The sequence below is a fragment of the Prauserella oleivorans genome (assembly GCF_042685745.1).
Taxonomy (GTDB): domain Bacteria; phylum Actinomycetota; class Actinomycetes; order Mycobacteriales; family Pseudonocardiaceae; genus Prauserella_A; species Prauserella_A oleivorans.
Genome location: NZ_JBHUNT010000001.1, coordinates 4,651,135 through 4,673,898, shown reverse-complemented (window position 1 = coordinate 4,673,898; position 22,764 = coordinate 4,651,135). Strand labels below are relative to the sequence as shown.

The 22,764-nt window shown below is 71.5% G+C and carries 15 protein-coding genes and 2 pseudogenes; 11 read left to right on the top strand and 6 right to left on the bottom strand.

What is annotated here, in order from left to right:
• Complete coding sequence (locus ACFSZT_RS22950; protein ID WP_377386800.1) at positions 1–3,381, bottom strand: SpaA isopeptide-forming pilin-related protein; 3,381 nt, start codon at positions 3,379–3,381, stop codon at positions 1–3.
• Between the two features lie 364 nt (positions 3,382–3,745).
• Here ACFSZT_RS22950 and ACFSZT_RS22945 point away from each other — a divergent pair, with 364 nt between their 5' ends.
• Positions 3,746–5,287 carry an alkaline phosphatase D family protein gene (locus ACFSZT_RS22945; RefSeq protein WP_377386797.1) on the top strand — a complete coding sequence of 514 codons (1,542 nt, stop codon included), beginning with the start codon at positions 3,746–3,748 and terminating at the stop codon, positions 5,285–5,287.
• A gap of 4 nt (positions 5,288–5,291) precedes the next feature.
• Here the strand turns inward: ACFSZT_RS22945 and ACFSZT_RS22940 are convergent, their stop codons facing one another.
• Entirely contained in the window at positions 5,292–6,497 is a 1,206-nt protein-coding gene (locus tag ACFSZT_RS22940) for a cytochrome P450 (protein ID WP_377386794.1), read from the bottom strand.
• Between the two features lie 64 nt (positions 6,498–6,561).
• Complete coding sequence (locus tag ACFSZT_RS22935) at positions 6,562–6,816, bottom strand: hypothetical protein (protein WP_377386792.1); 255 nt, start codon at positions 6,814–6,816, stop codon at positions 6,562–6,564.
• Positions 6,817–7,027: 211 nt separating this feature from the next.
• Between ACFSZT_RS22935 and ndk the strand changes: the two genes are divergently transcribed.
• From ndk to ACFSZT_RS22915, 4 genes are all read left to right on the top strand, one after another.
• A complete protein-coding gene (ndk, locus tag ACFSZT_RS22930) occupies positions 7,028–7,438 on the top strand; it encodes a nucleoside-diphosphate kinase (protein ID WP_377386789.1) in 411 nt (136 codons plus the stop codon).
• A gap of 118 nt (positions 7,439–7,556) precedes the next feature.
• Positions 7,557–8,471: an ABC transporter ATP-binding protein gene (locus tag ACFSZT_RS22925; protein WP_377386890.1), complete on the top strand. Its 915-nt coding sequence runs from the start codon at positions 7,557–7,559 to the stop codon at positions 8,469–8,471.
• Between the two features lies 1 nt (position 8,472).
• Positions 8,473–9,294, top strand: a complete 822-nt coding sequence (locus tag ACFSZT_RS22920) for an ABC transporter permease (protein ID WP_377386786.1) — start codon at positions 8,473–8,475, stop codon at positions 9,292–9,294.
• On the top strand, positions 9,294–10,130 hold the full coding sequence (locus tag ACFSZT_RS22915; RefSeq protein WP_377386783.1) for an ABC transporter permease: 837 nt from the start codon (positions 9,294–9,296) through the stop codon (positions 10,128–10,130). Before ACFSZT_RS22920 ends, ACFSZT_RS22915 begins: the two co-directional genes overlap by 1 nt.
• Here the strand turns inward: ACFSZT_RS22915 and ACFSZT_RS22910 are convergent.
• Positions 10,131–11,510: pseudogene (locus ACFSZT_RS22910) on the bottom strand (S8 family peptidase); the annotation flags it as partial. It abuts the gene before it with no gap.
• Between the two features lie 534 nt (positions 11,511–12,044).
• Here ACFSZT_RS22910 and ACFSZT_RS22905 point away from each other — a divergent pair.
• The 6 genes and pseudogenes from ACFSZT_RS22905 to proB all read left to right on the top strand — a co-directional run.
• Positions 12,045–12,215: pseudogene (locus tag ACFSZT_RS22905) on the top strand (hypothetical protein); the annotation flags it as partial.
• A gap of 370 nt (positions 12,216–12,585) precedes the next feature.
• A complete protein-coding gene (locus tag ACFSZT_RS22900; RefSeq protein WP_377478336.1) occupies positions 12,586–15,693 on the top strand; it encodes an Rne/Rng family ribonuclease in 3,108 nt (1,035 codons plus the stop codon).
• 151 nt (positions 15,694–15,844) lie between these two features.
• Positions 15,845–16,159: a 50S ribosomal protein L21 gene (gene rplU / locus ACFSZT_RS22895; protein WP_377386778.1), complete on the top strand. Its 315-nt coding sequence runs from the start codon at positions 15,845–15,847 to the stop codon at positions 16,157–16,159.
• Positions 16,160–16,191: 32 nt separating this feature from the next.
• Entirely contained in the window at positions 16,192–16,449 is a 258-nt protein-coding gene (gene rpmA, locus ACFSZT_RS22890) for a 50S ribosomal protein L27 (protein ID WP_377386775.1), read from the top strand.
• Positions 16,450–16,562: 113 nt separating this feature from the next.
• Positions 16,563–18,038 (top strand): GTPase ObgE, encoded by a 1,476-nt coding sequence (gene obgE, locus ACFSZT_RS22885; RefSeq protein WP_377386772.1) that lies wholly within the window; start codon positions 16,563–16,565, stop codon positions 18,036–18,038.
• Positions 18,031–19,143, top strand: a complete 1,113-nt coding sequence (proB, locus tag ACFSZT_RS22880) for a glutamate 5-kinase (protein WP_377386769.1) — start codon at positions 18,031–18,033, stop codon at positions 19,141–19,143. Before obgE ends, proB begins: the two co-directional genes overlap by 8 nt.
• 11 nt (positions 19,144–19,154) lie before the next feature.
• Here the strand turns inward: proB and ACFSZT_RS22875 are convergent, their stop codons facing one another.
• Together ACFSZT_RS22875 and ACFSZT_RS22870 are read right to left on the bottom strand one after the other, a co-directional pair.
• Positions 19,155–20,435 (bottom strand): MFS transporter, encoded by a 1,281-nt coding sequence (locus tag ACFSZT_RS22875; RefSeq protein WP_377386767.1) that lies wholly within the window; start codon positions 20,433–20,435, stop codon positions 19,155–19,157.
• Between the two features lie 120 nt (positions 20,436–20,555).
• A complete protein-coding gene (locus tag ACFSZT_RS22870; protein WP_377386765.1) occupies positions 20,556–22,661 on the bottom strand; it encodes a RecQ family ATP-dependent DNA helicase in 2,106 nt (701 codons plus the stop codon).
• Between the last annotated feature and the right edge of the window lie 103 nt (positions 22,662–22,764).

Genomic DNA, 22,764 nt, shown 5'->3' with positions numbered 1-22,764 from the left:
TCAGGACCGCGCACGGCGGACGAGAGCCAGCACCGTCGCGCCCGCGAGCAGGAACACGATCCCGAGGGCGAGCGGAACGCCGATGTCGGCGCCGGTGCCGGGCAGGGTGCCCTGATCCCCGTCGCCGCCATCCGGCTGATCCGGCCCGTCGGGAGCCCCCGGATGCCCCGGCTCGTCGGGACCGTCCGGCACGCCCGGGCCGGTGGGTTCCGTCGGCGTGGTCGGCTCCGGCTCCGTGGGTTCCGTGGGCGGAGGTGACGGTTCCTTGCTGTCGGTGAACGTGGTCGTGTGCGGGTCACCGGCGTTGTTCTCGTCGATGGTGATGATGTCGCTCGTGCGGTCGGCCGGCAGCCGGTAGCCCTCCGGAGCCGTGTTCTCGAACCAGTAGTAGGATACGAAGTCCAGTTCGCCGATCGAGCAGCGGCCGTCCTCGCCGGTCGTGCACGAGTCGATCAGCGTGTCGTCGGGATCGGGCGCGTCGTCGGTGAGGCCTGCCCCGCCGTCGCCGTCGCCGTCGGTGTCGCTGTACAGGTCGAAGCCCGCGCCCGGCAGCACGCTCCGGTCGGCGGCGTCCCGCTTCTCGACCGCGAGCTCGGAGAGCCGCCGGTTGGTGGCCACGCAGGTCGCGGTGCCGCCGAACTCCAGTGCGAACCGCTCGGGGTCGAGCTCCCGCTCACCGGCGGTACAGGTGATGCCCGTGAGCCGGTAGCCGTCGGGCCCGGAGACCTCACTGATCGCGTAGTCCTGCCGGGGCCGCACGGTGAGCTGGTTGCCCGGCTCCGGTGCGCCGGCGATGTCGTGCTCGTGGGCACCCGGTGGTGCGGGCCCGACCGGGCTGACCCGCAGCGTGAAGTCGCCCGGCTTCGCGTCACCACCCTCGACCTGCTTCACGACGTCGAGCCACGCGGTCTGGTTCACCGCGGTGCACACGACGTCCTGGCCCAGCGGCACGGCGATGGCGCCCTCGATATCGGTCGAGAACGCGCCACCCGAGTCCTCCCCGACGACGTGGCATCCCCACGATCCTGTCGACAACGGGAAATGAAGCGGGCGGGTGCGCTGGTCGTTCTGCGCGTAGTGGAGCACGTCGTGCGGCACGTCGCCGCCGGGCTCGTCGGCGACCTCGGCGAGCTGGTAGATGACTTCCGGGGTCACGAGGGTCGGCGCCGTCTCGACCCGGCCGGTCGGACCGGGCAGCGCGTCGTCCGGCCCGTGCGCCTGAAGCGTCCACCACTGCGGATCCGCCTGCCCGCCTGCGCCGATCTCCTTGCGCAGGGTCAGGTGGCTGCGGCACTCGACCTCGTTGGTGATGGTCCACTCGTTCGCGCCCGGCCGGAGATCCATCTCGGTCGCCGTCCCGGGGGTGAGGTCCGTGCCGTCGATGTCGGCCCCGGTGAGCTCGCAGCCCGGCGGTGTGATGGTCACGTCCTCGGTGACGCCGACCGACCCGTCGTCGACGGCGTCGTAGCCGTCACGTGGCTGACCCCACGGCTGGGAACTCGACTCCGCGCCGCCCGGACCGTCGAGTTCGAGGCTCGCCTCGAGCCCGGTGGGTTGCTTCCCGTGCTCGTACTCCGCCGTCGTGGTCTCCCCGTCCGGACCGGTGACGGTCGTGACCTTCCACCGCTTGTTCACGGTCACCGACGCCTGGTCGAAGTCGGGCGCCTGGTTGTAGACGGTGCACGAGATCGCGTCCTCCAGGCCGACGTCGACGGTGAAGGCACCCGGATTCTCCGGGTCCGGGTCCGGAGTCACCGGCTCGTCGTCACCCGAGGTCTTGTTGACACACGTGGTGTGCTCCGGCAGGGCGGTGTACCCCTCCTGTGGTGTCTCGGCGATGTGCAGGCCCTGCGGACCGGTGTCGAACGCCATGTCGAAGTTCAGTGCGCCGGTCTGCGGGTCCGTGGTCGCCGTCGTGGGCGTGACGGTCGCGTCGCCGGTGGGCGTCGCCGTGAACGTCCACGGATCCGTGGGCGTGTAGGGCGCGTCGATGGTGCCGTCGTCGAGATCGCCGTGCGGCACGATCTGCTTGATCACCGACACCGACGGCGCACAGCTGCCGAGCACGAGCCTGCGCAGGGCCTCGCCCGCGTCCGCGTAGTCGGCCTGCTGGAGGTAGTCGGCCTCGTCGAGGTTGGTGCCGTCGTAGGCGTCGCGGCCGGAGATGGCGCGCAGGTTGTACGACGCGTCGCCGCTCACGCCGTTGCCGACGCCGACCGCCATGATCCGCGTGCCCTGGCTCTTGACCAGGTTGGCCGAGGCGACGGCGTTGCCGAGCTCGCGGAACCGGGTGTATCCGCTGTTCGGGTCCTTCGTTTCCTCGCGGCCGTTGACGGTGTGGGTGGGTTCCGGCCCGTAGACGGTCGGGTTGCCGTCGGTGACCACGACGGCCATGTCGAACTGCTGCCCGCCTGCGGCTGTGTTGGCGTCCGCGACGGCGGCGAGACCGCGGTCCCAGTTGGTCCAGTTCGTCGGCGGTGTTTCCCAGCCGGCGTACAGATCGCGGAAGGTCTTGTTGTCGCCGTTGGTGGCGACGGGCAACAGCGAGGTGTTCGCCCCGTAGCCGTTCGCGGGGGAGTCGGTGCCGAAGGTGAACAACGCGGCCTGGGACGGGGTGCCGCGCAGCGCGGTGACGAAGTCGTCGAGGGCGTCCTTGAGGTCCTCCACGTAGGGAGCCACCGAGCTCGACAGGTCCACGACGAGTGCGATCCTGAGGCCGCACTGTGTCGCCAGGTCCGGGTTCGGCCGGGACAACGGGAAGACGCCACCCGAGGCGACCCGGCGCGAGTAGTTCTGGGTGCCGGGGACGGCGGTCGGCGGGGTGGTCTCCAACCCCGGATCGGTGATCCAGTTCCGGTTCGGACCATACGAGTCGTAGGTCTGGCCCGCCTGGAGCACCGGCGTCTGGAACACGTGGCGCAGCGAGTACAGCGGGTCCCGGTTGTTCGGGCTGAGCGGCCCGGTCTGCCACTGCGGGTTGGCGTACTCGCCGCCCGCCGAGCCGGTGGCCGCGAGCCACAGCCGGCCCGAGTCGGGCAGGCTCTCGTCGACGGGGACGGTGAACGTGCACCAGCCGTCCGCGCCGGAGGTGCACGAGTACATCGGGGTCGCGTCGGTGAAGCCGTCGTGACTGTCGAGGCTCACTCCGGGATTGGTGGCGAACAGGCCGAATCGCGCACCCGCGAGCGGTCCGATCGTGTCCGGGCCGGAGCGGACGTCGCCGACGTACACCCGGACGGTCGCCGGCTCGCTCTCCTGCTGCGCCACGGTGGCCGGCATCGGGGTGGTCAGGGCGAGGCAGGCGACCGCGACCACGGCAAGCAGGCGGGCGGCGCCGCGTCTTCCCGTGCGCGCCGGTCCGGACCGGTGGCGCATCGACATTACCGGCACGATGATCGGGCCCCCTCTGTCGGCACGAAGATCGATTCCGGCTGCACATCGGGTCGACAGGACACGGTCCGGAATCGGCCGGATCGGGCGAAAAGGAAACCGCCCGGCCGAGGCCTGGACGGCATTCCGGAATTGGACCGGACATTCCCTCGACGGAAGCCCGATCCGTCGAACAACGGGAATTCACGATTTGACCGATCAGTCGTAACACGGTGCCGTGGTTCGGACATCACAGCGCGCGCCTGCGTTCGGGCGAAAATGCGAATGTGGACGATCGCGCGTCCGCTGTCGACGTTCACCCATTGGCAAGGCCACGTTGACCGCCCGGTCCCCGTCACCCGATAGAAGTACCGGTATGAGCCAACTTCCACCCCTGCACCGGCGCCGCCTGCTCAAGGCCGGTCTCGTCGGCACCGGTGTGCTGGCCGCGGGCGCACTCACCGGCGGGACCGCCGCCGCCCTGGTCCGGTCCGGCCGCCCCGTCCTCACGCACGGCGTCCAGTCCGGTGACGTCAGCCGGAACTCCGCCATCGTGTGGACCCGTGCCGACCGGCCGTCCCGCATGCTCGTGGAGATCTCCACCGACCCGTCCTTCCGGCGGGCGCGGACCGTGCGCGGACCGCTGCTCACCCCCGAGACGGGCGGTACCGGCAAGGTCCGGCTGCGCGGCCTGCCCGCGGGCACCGAGGTGCACTACCGCGTCACCGCCGAGGACCTGGACGGCCGGGTCGCCGGCGCGCCGGTCACCGGCCGGTTCCGCACGGCCCCGGAGGGCCGCGACGACGTGCGGCTCGTGTGGTCCGGCGACGTGGCGGGCCAGGGCTGGGGCATCAACCCCGACATCGGCGGCATGACCGCGTTCGCCGCGATGGCCGAGCGCCGTCCCGACCTGTTCCTGCACTGCGGCGACACCGTGTACGCCGACGGCCCGCTCACCGAGACGGTCGTGTTGCCCGACGGGCGGACCTGGCGCAACCTCGTGACCCCGGAGAAGTCGAAGGTCGCCGAGACCCTGGACGAGTACCGGGGCCAGTTCGCCTACAGCCTGCTCGACGACAACGTGCGTGCCTTCAACGCGGCCGTGCCGAGCTACGTGCAGTGGGACGACCACGAGGTCACCAACAACTGGTACCCCGGCGAGATCCTCGATCTCCCGCAGTACACGGAGAAGCGCGTCGACGTGCTCGCCGCCCGCGCGTTCCGGGCGTTCCACGAGTGGCACCCGATCGACGCGAAGGCGGCCGTCGACGGGCGGGTCTACCGAAGCTTCCGCTACGGCGAGCACGTCGAGGTGTTCGTCCTCGACATGCGCAGCTACAAGGACCGCAACGACGCCGATCCGGCCGGCCGGGGCACCGTGCTCGGCGCCCGGCAGGCGAGCTGGCTGGTGCGCGGTCTCGCGCGCAGCACGGCGACGTGGAAGATCGTCCAGGCCGACCTGCCGATCGGGGTCGTCGTGCCGGACGGCGACCACATCGAAGGCGTCGCGAACGGTCTGCCGGGCGCACCGGGCGGCCGGGAGAACGAGCTGGCCTGGGTGCTGTCGGAGCTCGCGCGGCGCCGGGTGCGCAACGTCGTCTGGCTGACCGCCGACGTGCACTACACCGCCGCGCACCACTACGCGCCGGAGCGCGCCACGTTCACCGACTTCGAGCCGTTCTGGGAGTTCGTGTCGGGTCCGCTGCACGCGGGCGCGTTCGGCCCCAACGACCTCGACCCGACGTTCGGGCCGAAGGCCGTGTTCGTGCACACGCCCCCGCAGCCCGGGGCGTCCCCGATGGAGGGCTACCAGCACTTCGGGGAGCTCAACGTCGACGGTGCGAGCGGCGAGCTCACGGTCGACCTGCGCGACGGCACGGGCGCCGCGCTGTGGTCGACCACGCTGCGCCCGGAGTAGGCCGTCAGCCGCCGGCGAGGTGGACGGGAAGTGCCCGCACCGAGCGGAGCAATTCGGACGGCACCCACGACACCTCGCCGGCGGGCACCGCGAGCCTAAGGCCGGGGTAGCGGCGCAGCAGCGCCGCGATTCCGGTCGCCAGGGCGCTGCGCGCCTGGTGCGTGCCGGGGCAGTAGTGCCTGCCCGCGCCGAACGCGAGATGCCCGGTGGCGTCCCGGTCCAGGTCGAGGCGGTGCGGGTCGGGGTAGGTGGCCGCGTCGTGGTTGGCGGCGCCGAGCGCGAAGACCACCAGGTCACCCTCGGCGATGTGCTGACCACCCAGCTCGAGGTCCTCGGTGGCACAGCGTTGCGCGCTCACGTTGTGCGGCCCGGTGAAGCGGAGGAGCTCGTCGATCGCGGCGCCCGTGCGTTCCGGCTCGTCCCGCAGCAGCCGGAGCTGCTCGGGGTGGCTCAGGAGGGCGTGCACCGCGGTCGCCAGGAAGCTGACGACCGTCTCCACCGTGATCATGACGAAGATCAGGCACGCCCGCACCAGCGACTCGCGACCGGCCGTGCCGGCCTTGCCGACCAGTGCGGACACGACGTCGTCGGCCTCCCGCCCGCACCTCGCCGCGATGAGCTCGTCGAGCAGCGCGGACACGCGTCGCCGAGCGGTGGCTCGCGCCTCGGCCGAGTCTGACCCGAGCCACGCCGACACCCGCGCACCGAACTCGGCCAGCTCGTCGGGGGCGACGCCGAGCAGGCTGCCGGACACCCGGGTCGCGAACGGCATGCTGTAGGACGCCACCAGATCCACCGGTCCGGACACTGCCGCGAGGCCGTCGAGGAGCTCGTCGGCGATGGCGGCGACCCGCGGTGCATGCCGTGCGGCATGGCGGCCGGAGAGCGTTTCCTTCACGACCTCGCGCACCTCGTAGGTGAACGAGCGCAGGAACGACGTCAGCTCACGCAGCGCTGCCTCCGCGGCGGGGCCGTCCACGACGCCGTGCTCGCAGCGCTGGCGTACGCGAGCCGCGGCGAGCAGATCGGGATCCTTGGACAGCCGGGTGTCACGGAGGCCGGAGCGAATCTCCTCGGACCCGACGACGAGCCAGTAGCGGGCCCCGTCCCTCGTGCGCAGGACGTGCACCGGCCCTTGCGCCCGCAGCTCGTCGAAGCGCGGGAAGGGGTCCCGGACGAAGTCGTCGTCGACCCGCAGCAGCGCGGTCACCGGCACCTCCCCGGAATCCGGCCGCGGACTGCTCGGGCGACCGCGCCACTGCCGGTCATCGTGCTCAGCCGGAGATCGCGCGCGAACGGGCGCTGACCAGCTCGGTCACCGAGGCGTGCTCACGGACCTCGATCGCCGGGCCGACCACCGACGACGCGACGCCGCCGATGGTCGCGACATCGGTGGTGCCGATGAGGCCGATCCCGGTGACGACGACGGGGGTGATGACGTCGGCTCCGGCATCCCCCTCGGCCAGGGGGCCGAGCGGGCCCCGTGCGGTCGCGGGAATCGTGGACGCGGCCAGTGCGACGGTGCTCATACGTGCTCCATTTCGTCCGGTGACGGATGGTGAGGGCCAGGGCCGTCGAGGCGTAGCCCCTGCCCGTGACGGTGGCAGACGGGCAGCGGTGCCGGCATCAGTCGATTCACTGAGCCGGTGTCGTATCGGTCGGTCGGTCGGCCCAGGCGAGGCGGCCCGCATGCGGCCGATAGGCTCTGCGCGACAACGCTTAATGAAGGAGTAACACCCCGTGAGTGAGCGCACGCTGGTTCTGGTCAAGCCCGATGGCGTCAAGCGGGGCCTCGTCGGCGAGGTCATCTCGCGCATCGAGCGCAAGGGACTCTCGCTCGCCGCGATGGACCTGCGCACCGTCGAGCGCTCGGTGGCCGAGGAGCACTACGCCGAACACAAGGACAAGCCGTTCTTCGGCGACCTGCTGGAGTTCATCACCTCCGGCCCGGTCGTGGCCATCGCGGTCGAGGGGCCGCGCGCCATCACCGCGTTCCGTCAGCTCGCCGGCGGCACCGACCCGGTCGAGAAGGCCACGCCGGGCACCATCCGCGGCGACTTCGCCCTGGAGACCCAGTTCAACCTCGTGCACGGTTCGGACTCGCCGGAGTCGGCCGAGCGCGAGCTGAAGCTCTGGTTCCCCAACCTCTGAGCCCACCCGTCCCGGCCGCCCTTCCCGCCGACCTCGCGGGGAGGGCGGCCGTGCGTCAATCGGGTCGATTCTGTCGGTGTCCCGTGGCACTGTGCCAAGGGTGAGCGGCGACACGACGATGGTGGAGGCGAAGGCGCTCGTGAAGCGCTTCGGTTCCTTCGACGCGGTCAAGGGCATCGACGTCGACGTCCGCCGCGGTGAGGCGTTCGGGTTCCTCGGGCCGAACGGCGCGGGCAAGTCGTCCACCATGCGCATGGTCGCCTGCGTGTCGCCGCGCTCGGAGGGCGACCTGACCGTGCTCGGCATGGACCCGGACCGCGACGGCCCGCGCATCCGGGCGCGGCTGGGCGTCGTCCCGCAACAGGACAACCTCGACACCGAGCTGACCGTCCGGCAGAACCTGCAGATCTACGGCCGCTACTTCGGGCTCTCCCGCGCGCACGTGCGCCGCAAGGCGGACGAGCTCATGGAGTTCGCCCAGCTCACCGATCGTGCCGACGACGAGGTGGAGTCGCTGTCCGGCGGGATGAAGCGGCGGCTGACCATCGCTCGGTCGCTGGTCAACGACCCGGACCTGCTCCTGCTCGACGAGCCGACCACGGGGCTGGACCCGCAGGCACGGCACTTGCTGTGGGACCGGCTGTTCCGGCTGAAATCCCTGGGCGTCACGCTGATCGTCACCACGCATTACATGGACGAGGCGGAGCAGCTGTGCGACCGGCTCGTCGTCATGGACGGTGGCCGCATCGTCGCCGAGGGCTCACCGTCGCAGCTCATCGCCCGCTACTCGACGCGGGAGGTGCTGGAACTGCGGTTCCCTCCCGGCGAGCAGGACGGCGTGGTGACGACGGTCTCCGATCTCGGAGACCGCGTCGAGGCGCTGCCCGACCGGGTGCTCGTGTACACGGGCGACGGAGAGCGCGCGCTGGAGCGCGTGCACGGCCGCGGGGTGCGCCCGCTGTCGAGCCTCGTGCGGCGCAGCACGCTCGAGGACGTCTTCCTGCGCCTGACCGGACGGACGCTGGTGGACTGACATGGCCGTGCTCGACGCGAGACCGTCCAGGGCGACCGGCCGGGTCGTCGGTTCCTGGCGTGCCGCCTGGCTGCGCGTGGAGGCGCACTGGACGTGGTACCGCCGCTACTGGCGGTCGAGCCTGTACTCCTCGGGGCTGCAGCCGGTGTTCTTCCTCGCCGCCATGGGCATCGGTTTCGGTTCCCAGGTGGAGCCGGGTCCCGCGACGGGTGGATTGTCCTATGTGCACTACGTGGCGCCCGCCCTGCTGGTGGCCGGTGCGGTCCAGAACGCGGTCGGCGAGGCGAGCTGGCCGGTGCTGTCCGGGTTCAAGTGGCAGAAGGACTACCTTGCCGTGACGGCCACGCCGGTGACGCCGGGTCAGGTACTCGGTGGGCAGCTCATCTGGGTGGCGTTGCGGCTGCTGATCGCCGGCGCCGTCTACGCACTGATCGCGGTGCTGTTCGCCGCGTGGCTCAACGCGGGTGCGCTGCTCGTGGTCCCGGTCGGCGTGCTGACCGGTGTCGCCTGCGCGGCACCGGTGATGGCCATCGCGGCGACGTCGTTCGACGAGGGACAGCGGTTCACCGCGATGTTCCGGTTCGTGGTCATGCCGATGGTCCTGTTCGCCGGGACGTTCTTCCCGATCGAGCAGATCCCGGTCGCGGTGCGTTGGCTCGCCTGGATCTCGCCGCTCTGGCACGGGACCGAGCTCGCCCGCGGGGTCACGCTCGGTGGTCTGGACCTGCTGCCCGCGCTCGGGCACCTGGCGTTCCTGCTCGCGGTGTTCGGCGCGAGCACCGCGGCGGCGCGGCACTACTTCTACCGGCGGCTGGTGGTCTGATGACGATCACGACCCCCGTCGGCCCTCCGCAGCGCCGCGGCCTGCTGCTGCGGATGCTGCCGCCCGCCGTCTACACCGGACGCGCGCGGGCTTTGCTCGAGCGGTCACTGCTCGTGTACTCGCGGGTCTGGATGGTGTTCCTGTCCGGGGCGGTCGAGCCACTGCTGTACTTGCTGGCGTTCCAGATCGGCTTCGGCCGGCTCGTCAGCGAGGTCGTCGGGCCGGGCGGTCAGCCGATGACCTATGTCGCGTTCGTCGCCCCGGCGCTGCTCGCCGCGTCGGCCATGAACGGCGCCGTGTTCGACGCGACGTTCGGCGTGTTCTTCAAGTTCCGCTACCAGAAGACCTACGACGCGATGCTGGCGACGCCGATCGGCCCGTTCGACATCGCCCTCGGCGAGATCGGCTGGGCGGTGGTGCGCGGCGGCCTCTACGCGGTCGCGTTCCTGGGCGTGATGGGCGTGCTGGGCCTGGTCGAGTCGCCGTGGGCGCTGCTGCTGGTGCCCGCCGCGCTGCTCGTGTCGTTCGCGTTCGCGGCGGTCGGCATGGCGTGCGCGACCTTCCTGCGCTCGCCGAGCCAGTTCGACTTCATCCAGCTCGCCGTGATGCCGATGTTCCTGTTCTCAACGACGTTCTATCCACTGTCCGTCTACCCCGAACCGCTGCAGTACGTGGTGCAGTGCCTGCCCCTCTACCACGGGATCGAGATCACGCGCGGGCTGTCGGTGGGCGTCTTCGACTGGAGCCTGCTCGGCCACGTCGGGTATCTGCTCGTCCTCGCCGCCGTCGGGCTCTACGGGACCGCGCGCAGGTTGGCGGGTCTCCTGCTGCGCTGAGGCCCGCGTGGCCGCGGCGTCCACCAGGCCGTGGCCGTAGAAGCCGTTGTAGCCCTGGTAGCCGGCGCAGTAGGCGTCCTGCCTGCCGTCGCCGGTGAGGTCGTAATCGGCCGGGCACGCGATGGGGTCGGCCTGTTCGGCGAGCCGTGCCCGCAGATCGGCGGGGGAGGAGCCGGGCAGCCGGGACGCCAGCAGGGCGGCCACGCCCGTCACGTGCGGTGCCGCCATGGAGGTCCCGCAGAGCTCGTCGTAGCCGCCCGGCACTGTCGAGAGCACGCAGTCGTCCCCGGCGCCGCCCGGTGCGGCCAGGTCGATCACCCCGAGTCCGTAGGAGCTGTACCCCGCCTTCATCCCGTCGCGGCCGACGGCCGACACGGTGACCGTGTCGCGCAGCGCTGCCGGCAGCGCCGCGCACGCCCGGGAGAGCTCCCGCGAGCCGCGGCGGGGCAGGGGAGTGAGCTCCAGTCCGTCGTTGGTGGCGGCGGCGACGTTGAGCGTCCCCGACCGGTCGGCGAAGCCCACGGCCCGCGCGAGGGCTTCGTGCACCACCGTCCGCCCCTTGCCCGTCGCGCACGACACACCCGACGGGGCCACCGAGTAGCTGCTGTTGGTGAGTTCAAGGCCCTGACGCCCCGCCCAGACGAACCCGCACACGGCCGCCTCGGGGTCGACGTACCCGTCGTCGCCGACGACCCTCACCGATGCGATCCGCACCCCCGGCGCCACCCCTGTGACACCGTGGCCGTCGTCGGCCGCCGCCACGATGCCGGCCACATGGGTGCCGTGGGGGGAGCCGGTCGGTGCCCACGCCTCGGGCGAAGGGTCGGGAGCACCCGAGAGGCACCCCGCGGACAGGTCCGGGTCGAGTGCCCCGGCCAGGTCGGGGTGTGCCGCGTCGACACCGGAGTCCAGAATGCCGACGACCACGTCCCGGCGCCCGGGGTCCACCGCCCGGGCGATGTCCGCGTCGATGGCGCGCATGTCCCACTGCTCGCCGGTGCGGTCGCCGGGGGAGACGCCGGTGCCCTGTGCGGAGACGGTGCGCTGCGCCGCGGCGTCGCGTCCCTCGGCATGCCGTTGCTTCTCGGCACTGAATGCCCGGTCGGGGCCGAATACGTCGGCGAAGCGCGGGCTGGCCGACGTCGCGACGGCGACGGCGATCTCGGGGTAGTAGACCGTGGTGGTGCCGCAGGCGGCCTCGATCTCGGTGGTCGCGGCCCGCTCGGGGGTGCCCGTGTCGAACAGGACGACGTAACGCCACGCCCGGCCTGTGTTGTGACAGGAGTCACTGTTGTCGGCGATCGCCTGCCCGGGGCCGAGTAGATGGCCCGCGACGACGAGAGCCGTGCAGCCGAGCAGGACACTCCCACGCCGCAGCACTGGACCTCCGTCGCGCAACTGGCCGTTTCCACTCACGCTTCCCGAGGCACGGTAGCCAGCGCGAGAGGTGCGGACAAGCGATGCGCCCAAGTTCGCTCACCAGTGCGAGGGCGCGTGTGTGCCCCGACGACGCGGTGTGCGCGGCGCGGTGTGGGATACTGGACGCGGCTGCCGAGCTGCCGTCGCCGGAAAGCAACCGGCGACGGACGGGACGGCGGCCCGGTGACGTGCTGAAAGAACTCCAGGTCGTCGCCGCAGGCGCGCGCCACGTGCCGGGCGGCTCGGACGACTCGGGAGGCACCGAGAGGTCGGAGTTCTCGTCAGCGCGGCGCCGCGGGACCCGCCGCTGCAGGCCTGCCGGAACAGCCGGTGGCTCAGTGGCATGAGTGGCAAGGATTCCCGCCGATGGTGACCCCACCGCGGCGGTAAACAGGACGGCCCCTGTGCGGCCGCGTCCTGCGGGCCCGTTCCGGCGACGAGGTGAGCACCTCGGCCGAGGAAGGCGGCAGGCGCGCCCGGGGGCGGAGGAGACGTATGTCGAACGCGGAGACACCCGCCGAGAACACAGGCGGGACTACCGCCACATCCACTGCAGGTGCGCTGGCCGACCTGCCCAACCGGGTGCGAGTCCACGCGCTGGCCAAACTGCTGGGTTCCAGCAGCCGGGAGGTGCTCGCGACCCTCGCCGACCTCGGTGAGACGGCGCGCAGTGCGCAGTCGAGCGTGCCCAAGGATGTGGCGTTGAAGGTGGCCAGGGCCGTCGGTGCCCTGGACGAGGCGGTCGAGGAAGCCCAGACCGCGGGTGAGCCGGTGGCGCAGGCTCCCGACACGACGGAGAACACCGGCGGGGCTCCCGAGCCGGAGCCGGCGGCCGAGGACGTCCCGGCGGCGCAGTCCGGTGTCGCTGGTGAGGCGCCCGAGGCGTCCGAGGCGTCGGGGGAGTCCGTGTCCGGAGCGCCCGAGGTGTCCGGCACGCCCACGCAGGAGTCCACGGCGTCCACGCCGGGTGTCGCGGAGTCGTCCGCCGCCCGGCCGGTCTCGGGGGGGGCCGGCCTCGCCGGTGGTTCCGCCCGCCGTGGCGCCCGCGGTGCCTGCCGCCGAGCAGGCGGAACCCGTCCGTACGCCGCCGCCGGTGCACACGCCGGTGTTCGCGGCGCCGTCGCCGGTATTCCTGCCGCCCGAGCCGGTCGAGGACGCACCGGCCGCGCCGAAGGGCGAGCAGGAAGCGGAACCAGCCGAGCAGACCGACGAGCAGGAGACCGGTTCCGGCGACTCCGACCAGGGCGGGCGCAGGCGGCGCCGGCGTGGGCGTCGCGGCCGGGGTCGTGGCAAGGGCGGTGACGAAGCCGGCGGCACCGACGAGCGCGGCGAGTCCGAGGACGGGGAGGTCACGGCCGAGCAGTCCCCCAAGTCGGACAAGTCCGACAAGCCGGACACGGAGGACAAGCCGGAGAAGCAGGACGAGGACGAGCAGGCGAAGTCCGACGACTCCGACGACACCGAGGGCGAGGGCGGCAGCAGGCGGCGCCGTCGTCGCCGGCGCCGCAAGAGCGGCGGTGACGACAACGGCGACACCACGCCCCAGGACGACCCGCCCAACACCGTCGTGCACGTGCGCGACGCCAAGACGGCCGAGACCAAGAGCGACTCCCGCGACGGCGTGCGCAGCGTCCGCGGCTCGACCCGCCTGGAGGCCAAGCGCCAGCGGCGCCGCGACGGCCGGGAGGCAGGCCGCAGGCGGGCGCCGATCCTGTCCGAGGCCGAGTTCCTGGCCCGCCGGGAGTCCGTGGAGCGCACCATGGTCGTCGCCGAACGCGGCGACTCCACGCAGATCGGCGTGCTCGAGGACGGTGTGCTGGTCGAGCACTTCGTGACCTCGCAGGGCAGCGGCTCGATCGTCGGCAACGTCTACCTCGGCCGGGTGCAGAACGTGCTGCCCTCGATGGAGGCGGCGTTCATCGACATCGGGCGTGGCCGCAACGCCGTGCTCTACGCCGGTGAGGTGGACTGGGACGCTGCCGGGCTGGAAGGCAAGGCGCGCAAGATCGAGCAGGCGCTCTCCACCGGCGACAACGTTCTCGTGCAGGTCACCAAGGACCCGGTCGGGCACAAGGGTGCGCGCCTGACCACGCAGATCTCGCTGCCGGGCCGCTTCCTGGTGTACGTCCCGGCCGGGGGCGCCACGGGCATCTCCCGCAAGCTGCCCGAGAACGAGCGGCGCAGGCTCAAGGACATCCTCAAGCGCATCGTGCCCGAGGACGCAGGCGTCATCATCCGCACCGCCTCCGAGGGGATCAGCGAGGAGGAACTCGCGCGCGACGTCCGCCGCCTCCAGGCGCAGTGGGAGGTCATCAAGGAGAAGGCCGAGTCCTCCTCGGCGAAGAAGTCCAACGCCCCCGTGCTGCTGTACGAGGAGCCGGACCTGCTGGTGAAGGTCGTGCGCGACCTGTTCACCGAGGACTTCGCGAAACTCGAGGTCCAGGGCGACACGGCGTGGGAGACCATCAGCGCCTACGTCGAGCACGTGGCGCCCGACCTGATGGACCGCGTCAAGCGCTACGTCGGCACCGGCGACGTCTTCGCCGACTACCGCATCGACGAGCAGATCACCAAGGCGCTCGACCGCAAGGTCTGGCTGCCCTCCGGCGGCTACCTGGTGATCGACCGCACCGAGGCGATGACGGTCATCGACGTCAACACCGGCAAGTTCACCGGATCCGGCGGAAACCTCGAGGAGACCGTCACCCGGAACAACCTGGAGTCGGCGGAGGAGATCGTCCGCCAGCTCCGGCTACGCGACATCGGCGGCATCATCGTGATCGACTTCATCGACATGGTGCTGGAGTCCAACCGTGAGCTGGTGCTGCGCCGGCTGACCGAGTGTCTCGGCCGGGACCGTACGCGGCACCAGGTGGCCGAGGTCACCTCGCTCGGGCTCGTGCAGATGACCCGCAAGCGCGTCGGCACGGGCCTGCTCGAGGCCTTCTCCACCACCTGTGAGCACTGCAAGGGCCGCGGTGTGATCGTGTCCTCCGAGCCGCAGAAGGGCAACGGCAACGGACACCAGCACCACGGTGGCGGCGGTGGTGGTCGTCGGCGTGGTCGTGGCAAGGGCGAGGACACCGAGTCGGCGAAGCCCTCCGAGACCGGCCCGACCCCGGAGCAGCGCGAGTCGGTGGTCTCCGCGGTGCAGGCGATGGCCAACGCGTCGAAGGCGGCCAAGCAGGACGATGCCGAGGCGTCGGCGAGCGGCGACACGGCCGGTGGCCCCGAGGCCACGCCCACGAAGAGCAAGCGCGGTGACCGGCGCACCCGGCGCGAGAAGGCCGCGGCCGCGAAGGCGGAGAAGGCCGAGAAGGCCGCTGCGGAGGCTGCGGTGTCGGCCGGGCCCGGTGAGGGTGCCGCCGACGCGGAGGACGCCGGCCAGGGTGCGGCGAGTGGCCAGCAGCCCGAGCGGGCCGAGTCGGGCGTCTCACCGGCCGGTGCCACACCTGCTGGTGAGGTCGCCGGACGTGCGTCCGCGGCTCTCAACGGCCGTACCCCGGCTCCTGAGGCATCGGCCGCGGCCGAGGGGTCGCACGACGCCGGTGTGCGGGACGAGGCGGGTGCGCAGGCTGAGGCCGGTGGCGAGGCCGGCCGGCCTGACGACGTCCGGACCGGGTCGCGTGACGCCTACGCTCCTGGCGCCGAGGCGAGCGGGACCGGGCCGACGGCCACCCAGTCCGGGCCCGCCGGAGCCGAGGCCGGGCGGCTGAGCGGTGCCGACGAGCCGGCCGAGGCTCAGGACACGTCACCGGCTGCCGAGCAGTCGGGTGCCGCCCGGCAGCAGGTGGACGCAGACGAGACGGCCACCCAGCGGCCGGGTGGTGTCGAGGCCCAGCAGGCGGACACCCGGACCGCTGCGCAGTCCGGTGATGCCGAGCAGCCGGCCGTTCGGCCCGGTGTCGCCGGCGAGCCGAGCGAGCCGTCTGGTCGCGGCCAGACGGCCGAGCAGGCCACGGCGGCCGAGGCAGGCGAGGCAGGCGAGGCAGGGACGACCGGCCCGGGCGCCGGCGAGCCGGAGTCCCCGGCCGCGTCCGGCCCTGCCGTTCCGGCTCCGGCGGTGCGTACGACCACCCGGCGTCCGCGCCGGGCGGCCACCCGTCCCGCCGGACCGCCGGTGCACGCGCAGGAGAACAGCTGATGGCGACCCCGGTGTCTCAGCGTCACCAGGCGGCACGTAAGCTGTATTGCGGCCCGCTGTTGGAGCGGGTCGCTACGCGCGAATGCCGGACCACCCAGAGTGGAACGGTCGCGTGAGCCCCCACCCACAGTCGAGCAAGCAGGAGACTTCCGTGTCGGCGTATGCAGTCGTCCAGACCGGCGGCAAGCAGTACAAGGTCGCCGTTGGCGATGTCGTCGAGGTCGAGAAGCTCGAGGGCGAGCCGGGCACCGAGCACACCTTCCCCGCCGTGCTCTATGTCGACGGCGGCGATGTCACCACGGACGCCGACGCGCTGGCGAAGGTTTCGGTCACCGGCAAGGTCGTCGAGCAGACCAAGGGTCCCAAGATCCGCATCCACAAGTTCAAGAACAAGACCGGCTACCACAAGCGGCAGGGTCACCGGCAGAAGCTGACCCGCATTGAGGTCACCGGCATCAACAAGTAAGGCTGTTGCTTCTAAGAGGAGAGTGACCAGCGATGGCACACAAGAAGGGCGCGTCCAGCTCTCGCAACGGCCGTGACTCCAACCCGAAGTACCTCGGCGTCAAGCGGTTCGGCGGTCAGGTCGTCAAGTCGGGTGAGATCCTGGTTCGGCAGCGCGGCACCAAGTTCCACCCCGGCACGAACGTCGGTCGCGGCGGCGACGACACGCTGTTCGCTCTGGCCGCCGGTGCGGTCGAGTTCGGCACCAAGCGTGGCCGCAAGACCGTCAACGTGGTCCCGGTCGAGGCCTGAGCCGGCCCGACCAGCGCATTACAGCATTCGAACGAGGGGCGGGCCCGGAACACCTCCGGTCCCGCCCCTCGTTTGTGTATGAAGGACCTCCTTCCCGCAGGAAAGGCACGCATATGGCATCCCGCTTCGTCGACCGTGCGGTGATCCACCTTGCCGCCGGCAACGGTGGCAACGGGTGTGCCTCGGTGCACCGCGAGAAGTTCAAGCCGCTCGGTGGCCCCGACGGCGGCAACGGCGGCAACGGCGGTGACGTCCTGCTCGTCGTCGACCCCGGCGTCCACACGCTGCTCGACTTCCATTTCCGTCCGCACGCACGCGCGGGCAACGGCAAGCCCGGCCAGGGCAGCAACCGCAACGGCGCGGCAGGGGAGTCCCTGGAGCTCCGAGTGCCCGACGGCACGGTGGTACTCACCGAGGACGGGGAAGTGCTCGCCGACCTCATCGGCGCGGGCACGACCTTCGTCGCGGCCAAGGGCGGCCGTGGCGGGCTCGGTAACGCCGCGCTCGCCTCGCGGGCGCGCAAGGCACCCGGTTTCGCGCTGCTCGGTGAGCCGGGCGAGGCTCGAGACCTGGTCCTGGAGCTCCGGTCCGTCGCGGACGTCGGCCTGCTCGGCTTCCCGTCCGCCGGTAAGTCGTCGCTGATCTCGGTGCTCTCCTCCGCCAAGCCGAAGATCGCCGACTACCCGTTCACCACACTCGTCCCGAACCTCGGTGTGGTGACCGCGGGTGACACCGTGTTCACCATGGCCGACGTGCCGGGGCTCATTCCGGGCGCGAGCGAGGGCAAGGGCCTCGGCCTGGATTTCCTGCGCCACATCGAGCGCTGTGCCGTCCTGGTGCACGTCATCGACTGTGCGACCTACGAGCCGAACCGCGACCCCATTTCGGACGTCGACGCGCTCGAGAACGAGCTGGCGCGCTACACACCCGCGCTCGGTGGCGACCTCGCCGAACGGCCCCGCGTGGTGGTGCTGAACAAGATCGACGTGCCCGACGCGGCCGAGCTGGCCGAGCTCGTGCGTCCCGAACTCGAGGCGCGTGGCCTGCGCGTGTTCGAGGTGTCGACCGTGTCCAGGCAGGGCCTGCGGGAACTCGGCTTCGCGCTCGGCGAGATCGTCGAGCGTTACCGGGCCTCGCTGCCCGCCGCCACGCCGACCAAGATCGTCCTGTCACCCCCGGCCGTGGACGACGCCGGCTTCTCCATCGAACCGGACCCGGAGGAGCCGGGCGGTTTCATCGTGCGCGGCAAGCGCCCCGAGCGCTGGGTGCGGCAGACGGATTTCGGCAACGACGAAGCCATCGGGTATCTCGCCGACCGCCTCAACCGGCTCGGCGTGGAGGAGGAGCTCGCGAGGATGGGCGCCGAGCCTGGGTGTCCCGTGACCATCGGCGACTACACCTTCGACTGGGAACCGTCGACCCCGGGCGTCGCCACACACCTCGCCGGACGCGGCACCGACCCGCGCCTGGAGAACCACTCCCGCGTGACCGCCGCCGAGCGGAAGGAAGCGCGGCGGCTCCGCCGGAGCGGTACCGGCTCGAACGACGCCGACGACGCCGACCCGTCCGACGAGGACGCCCGTGAGTGACGCACGAGAGGCGATCGCCGCCGCCAAACGCCTTGTCGTCAAGGTCGGGTCGTCCGCGTTGACGAGTGCCGGTAGCGGGCTGGACGTCTCCCGGCTCGATGCGCTGGTCGACGCGATCGCCGACCGGCTGTCCCGGGACACCCAGATCGTGCTCGTGTCGTCCGGGGCCATCGGCGCGGGGCTCGCGCCCCTTTCTCTCGGCAAGCGCCCGCGCGACCTCGCCACGCAGCAGGCGGCGGCGAGCGTCGGGCAGCTCGCGCTCGCGCACGCCTACGCGGAGTCCTTCGGCCGGTACTCGCTCACTGTCGGCCAGGTGCTGCTCACGTCGAACGACGTCGTACGACGATCGCATTACCGCAACGCCGAGCGGACGTTCGCGCGCCTGCTCTCGCTCGGCGCCGTGCCGGTGGTCAACGAGAACGACACCGTCGCCACCGAGGAGATCCGGTTCGGCGACAACGATCGGCTCGCCGCGCTCGTCGCGCACCTCATCCAGGCGGATGGGCTCATACTCCTGTCCGATGTGGACGCCCTGTACGACGGTGACCCACGGGCCGGGGGCACGCGTAAGATCGCCGAGGTCGCCGGGGAGTCCGATCTGGACGGTCTGGCCGTCGGGATGTCCAGTTCCGGGCTCGGAACGGGCGGGATGATGTCGAAGGTGGCGGCCGCGCGGACTGCCGCGTCGAGCGGGATCCCGGCGCTCATCGCAGCCGCCTCGGACGCCGAGAAGGCCCTGGGTCTCGCCGACGTCGGTACCGCGTTCGCGGCCGCGGGCAAACGGCTCTCCGCGCGGCGGTTCTGGCTCGGATACGCCGCCGGGCCCCAGGGGCGGCTGTATCTCGACGACGGAGCCGTCGCCGCCGTTGTGCGCCGGCGACGGTCGCTGCTCGCCGCAGGCATCGTCGGTGTCGACGGCGACTTCCAGGCAGGCGACGTCGTGGACCTGGTCGACCCGGCTCAGCGCGTCGTGGCCCGTGGTGTCGTGGCGTACGACGTCACCGAGCTGCCGGAGCTCATCGGGCGCTCGACGCATGAGCTGCCGGAGGAACAGCGCCGCGAGGTCGTGCACGCCGACGACCTCGTGCCACTGCGCCTGCGGTGACCTTGGCAGCGCTAACGCAGCTCGGTGCCACGCGTTTCGGGCAGCCGCAGGATCACCAGGAAGGCGATCGCGGCTCCGGCCGCCACGTACCAGAAGAACGCCACCGACGCGCCCGCGTCGGAGAGCGCGGTGATGATCAGTGGCGCCGTGCCGCCGAAGGTCGCCACCGTCAGGTTGTACCAGGCGCCGATGCCCAGCGCGCGCAGTGATGTCGGGAACATCTCGCTCATGATCGCGGGCGCGATCGAGGTCATCGCGGTGTAGAGCCCGAGGCCGACACAGAACACCACGAGCAGGCCACCCAGCCCCGGCCGCACGAGTGTCGACAGTGGAACGATGAGCACGGCGGTTGCGGCCGACCACGCCAGAAGCTGCGGCTTGCGGCCGAACCGGTCCGACAGGGCACCCATGGGGTACTGCAGGGCCACGAACAACGCCGTCGCGATCGAGAGCGCCAGGAACACATCGACGTCGTCGGCGCCGCGGGAGTTCACCGCGAACGGGGTCAGTGCGCTGAAGAAGGTGTAGTAGCACAGCGTCGACAGCATCGTGAAGCCTACGAGCTGCCCGACCGCCTTGGGATGCTCGCGCAACGTGGTGAGCAACGGACGCCGCACGCGACGGGCCACGGCCTTGTTGTCCTGGAACTGTTCCGTTTCCGCCAGCGTCGACCGCAACCACAGCCCGATCAGCCCGAGCACGCCGCCGAGCAGGAACGGCAGCCGCCAACCCCAGGCGTTCATCTGCTCCTCGGTCATCAGCCGGGCCAGGACGAAGCCGAGCAACGAGGCGATGAGGACCGCACTGCCGGTGGAGATGTAGAAGAACGACGAGTAGCGCCCCCGCCGCTCCGCCGGCGCGATCTCCCCGAGGTAGGCCGAGGCGTTGGAGACCTCGCCGCCGAGCGAGAGGCCCTGCGCGATCCGCGCCACCAGCAGCAGAATCGGCGCCAGCCAGCCCACCTGTTCGAACGTCGGCAGAATGCCGATGAGGATCGAGCCACCCGCCATCAGCACGATGGTGAAGATCATGGCCGGCCGACGGCCCCGGACGTCCGCGAACCGGCCGATCAACATCCCGCCGAGCGGGCGGAAGAAAAACGCCAGCGCGTAGGTCGCGAAGGTGTTGATCTGGGCCAGGTCGCCTGGGAAGAAGGCGCTCGCGAAGTAGATGCTGAACGTCGCGTAGATGGTCCAGTCGAACCATTCCAGGGCGTTGCCGACACTGGCGGCGAACAGCCTGCGCACGGGCAACCGGTGCGGGACGGACGCATTCACGTTCGACTCGACCATGGCGATCCTCCACGTCGGTGTGGTGTGCGGAGGCACTTTGCCACACCATCGGGTGACGCGGAAGGTCTCCAACCCGGCAACGGGCGAGTGGCCGCGACCTACGCCGCCGGTTCGCCGCCATCAGCTGGTCGAGGCGAGGGCGAACGGCAGCACGGCGGGCGCCCCGGCCTGCCGCAGCAGGCGGGTGGCGACGGTCATCGTCCAGCCCGTGTCGACGAGGTCGTCCACCAGCAGCACCGGGCCGTCGATGCCGGCCAGCGTGGCGTGCAGGTCCAGCGGGAGGCGCAGGCGCTGCCACAGGTCTGCCAGCCTCAGTGCACTGTTGGCCTGGCGGGGTGGAGGCCCGTGCACCTCCAGCGCGCCCAGGAACGGCAGCCGGCCGATCCGGGCCAGCCGGGTTGCCAGTTCGTGGACGAGCTGCGGGCGGCGGTGTGAACCCATCGCCACCACACCGACCGGACGTTGCGCCCAGTCCCACGACGCCAGCACGGAGACGCACGCCTGGAACACGGCATCCGGAAGGGGACCGTCCGCGGCCTGTGGCCCGAGCAGTTCGCGGAGCCTGCGGCCCCAGCCCACATCGGTGAGCCTGCCCACCACACGGCCTGGCTCGGCTTGCTCCTCCTTGGCGATCCGCCCCGATACGGGCACGTCCAGGGCGGCCAGGCCGGTCGGCCACTGGCGGCGAGGAGCGATCTCCACGCCGGGCCGGTCGAGTGCTTCGGCGGTCTCCCGGGCGATACCGTCCGCGACGTCGGCGGGCCAGTACGTTCCCGTGCAGTTGTCGCAGCGCCCGCACGGTGCCGCCTCCGGGTCGTCCAGCTGGCGGCGCAGGAACTCCATGCGGCAACCCGTGGTCGCGAGGTAGTCGAGCATCGCGCGCTGTTCCGCGGCCCGGGACTGCCGAACCCGCTCGTACCGTTCGGCGTCGTAGTGCCACTCCTCGCCGGTCGCCATCCAGCCGCCCTTGACCCGGCGCACGGCACCGTCGACGTCGAGGACCTTCAGCACCATCTCGAGCCGGGAACGCGACAGCTCCACCATCGGCTCGAGCGCGGCCGTCGACAGTGGACGGTCGGCGTAGGCGAGAGCGTTGAGGACCTGCGTCACGCGCTGCTCGTCGGGGAAGGCGAGCGAGCCGAAGTAGTTCCAGATCTCGACGTCCTCGGGCCCGGGCAGCAGCACCACCTCGGCTCGTCGCACGCCACGGCCGGCCCGGCCGACCTGCTGGTAGTAGGCGATCGGCGAGGAGGGCGCGCCCAGATGGACCACGAAGCCCAGGTCCGGCTTGTCGAAGCCCATCCCCAGTGCCGACGTCGCGACGAGGGCCTTGACCCGGTTGGCGAGCAGGTCGTCCTCGGCCGCCTGCCGGTCGGCGGGATCGGACTTGCCGGTGTAGGCGGTCACCGGGTAGCCGCGTGCGGCGAGCAACGCGGCGACGTCGTGGGCGGCGGCGACCGTGAGCGTGTAGACGATCCCCGAACCCGGCAGCTCGTCCAGGTGCTGCGCCAGCCACGCGAGCCGGGCGGCCTCGGTCGGCAGCCGGACCACGGCCAGCCGCAGGCTCTCCCGGTCCAGCGGACCGCGCAGCACCAGCGTGTCGGAGCGGTGTCCGAGCCCGAGCTGATCGGCGACATCGGTGACCACCCGGTCGTTGGCGGTGGCCGTGGTCGCGAGCACCGGGACGCCGTCGGGCAGGTCGGCGAGCAGCGTGCGCAGTCTGCGGTAGTCGGGCCGGAAGTCGTGACCCCAATCGGAGATGCAGTGCGCCTCGTCGACGACCAGCAATCCCGCCGTGGCGGCGAGCTTCGGGAGAACGGTGTCGCGGAAATCCGGATTGTTGAGCCGTTCCGGGCTCACCAGGAGCACGTCGACCTCGCCGGCGGCGATGTCCGCCTGCACCGCGTCCCACTCCTGCTGATTCGCCGAGTTCATGGTGGCGGCGTGGATCCCGGCGCGCGCGGCGGCGGCGATCTGGTTGCGCATCAAGGCGAGCAGCGGTGAGATGATGACCGTCGGCCCCGCTCCCTGCTCCCGCAGCAACGCGGTCGCCAGGAAGTACACGGCCGACTTGCCCCAGCCGGTGCGCTGCACCACGAGTGCTCGCCGCTTCTCGGCGACCAGCGCCCGGATGGCGGTCCATTGGTCGTCGCGCAGGTGTGCGTGCTCGCCGGCGAGCGCGTGCAGCAGGGTCTCGGCGCGCCGGCGAAGGGTCTCGGTGTCCACGGAATCCAGCTGTACAGGACGACGCCGACGATGTCCGCCGTCGCCCGGTGCGAATGGAGAGGTCGCGCCGCATTCCTGCCGTATTGTGTTACAGGTCACATCT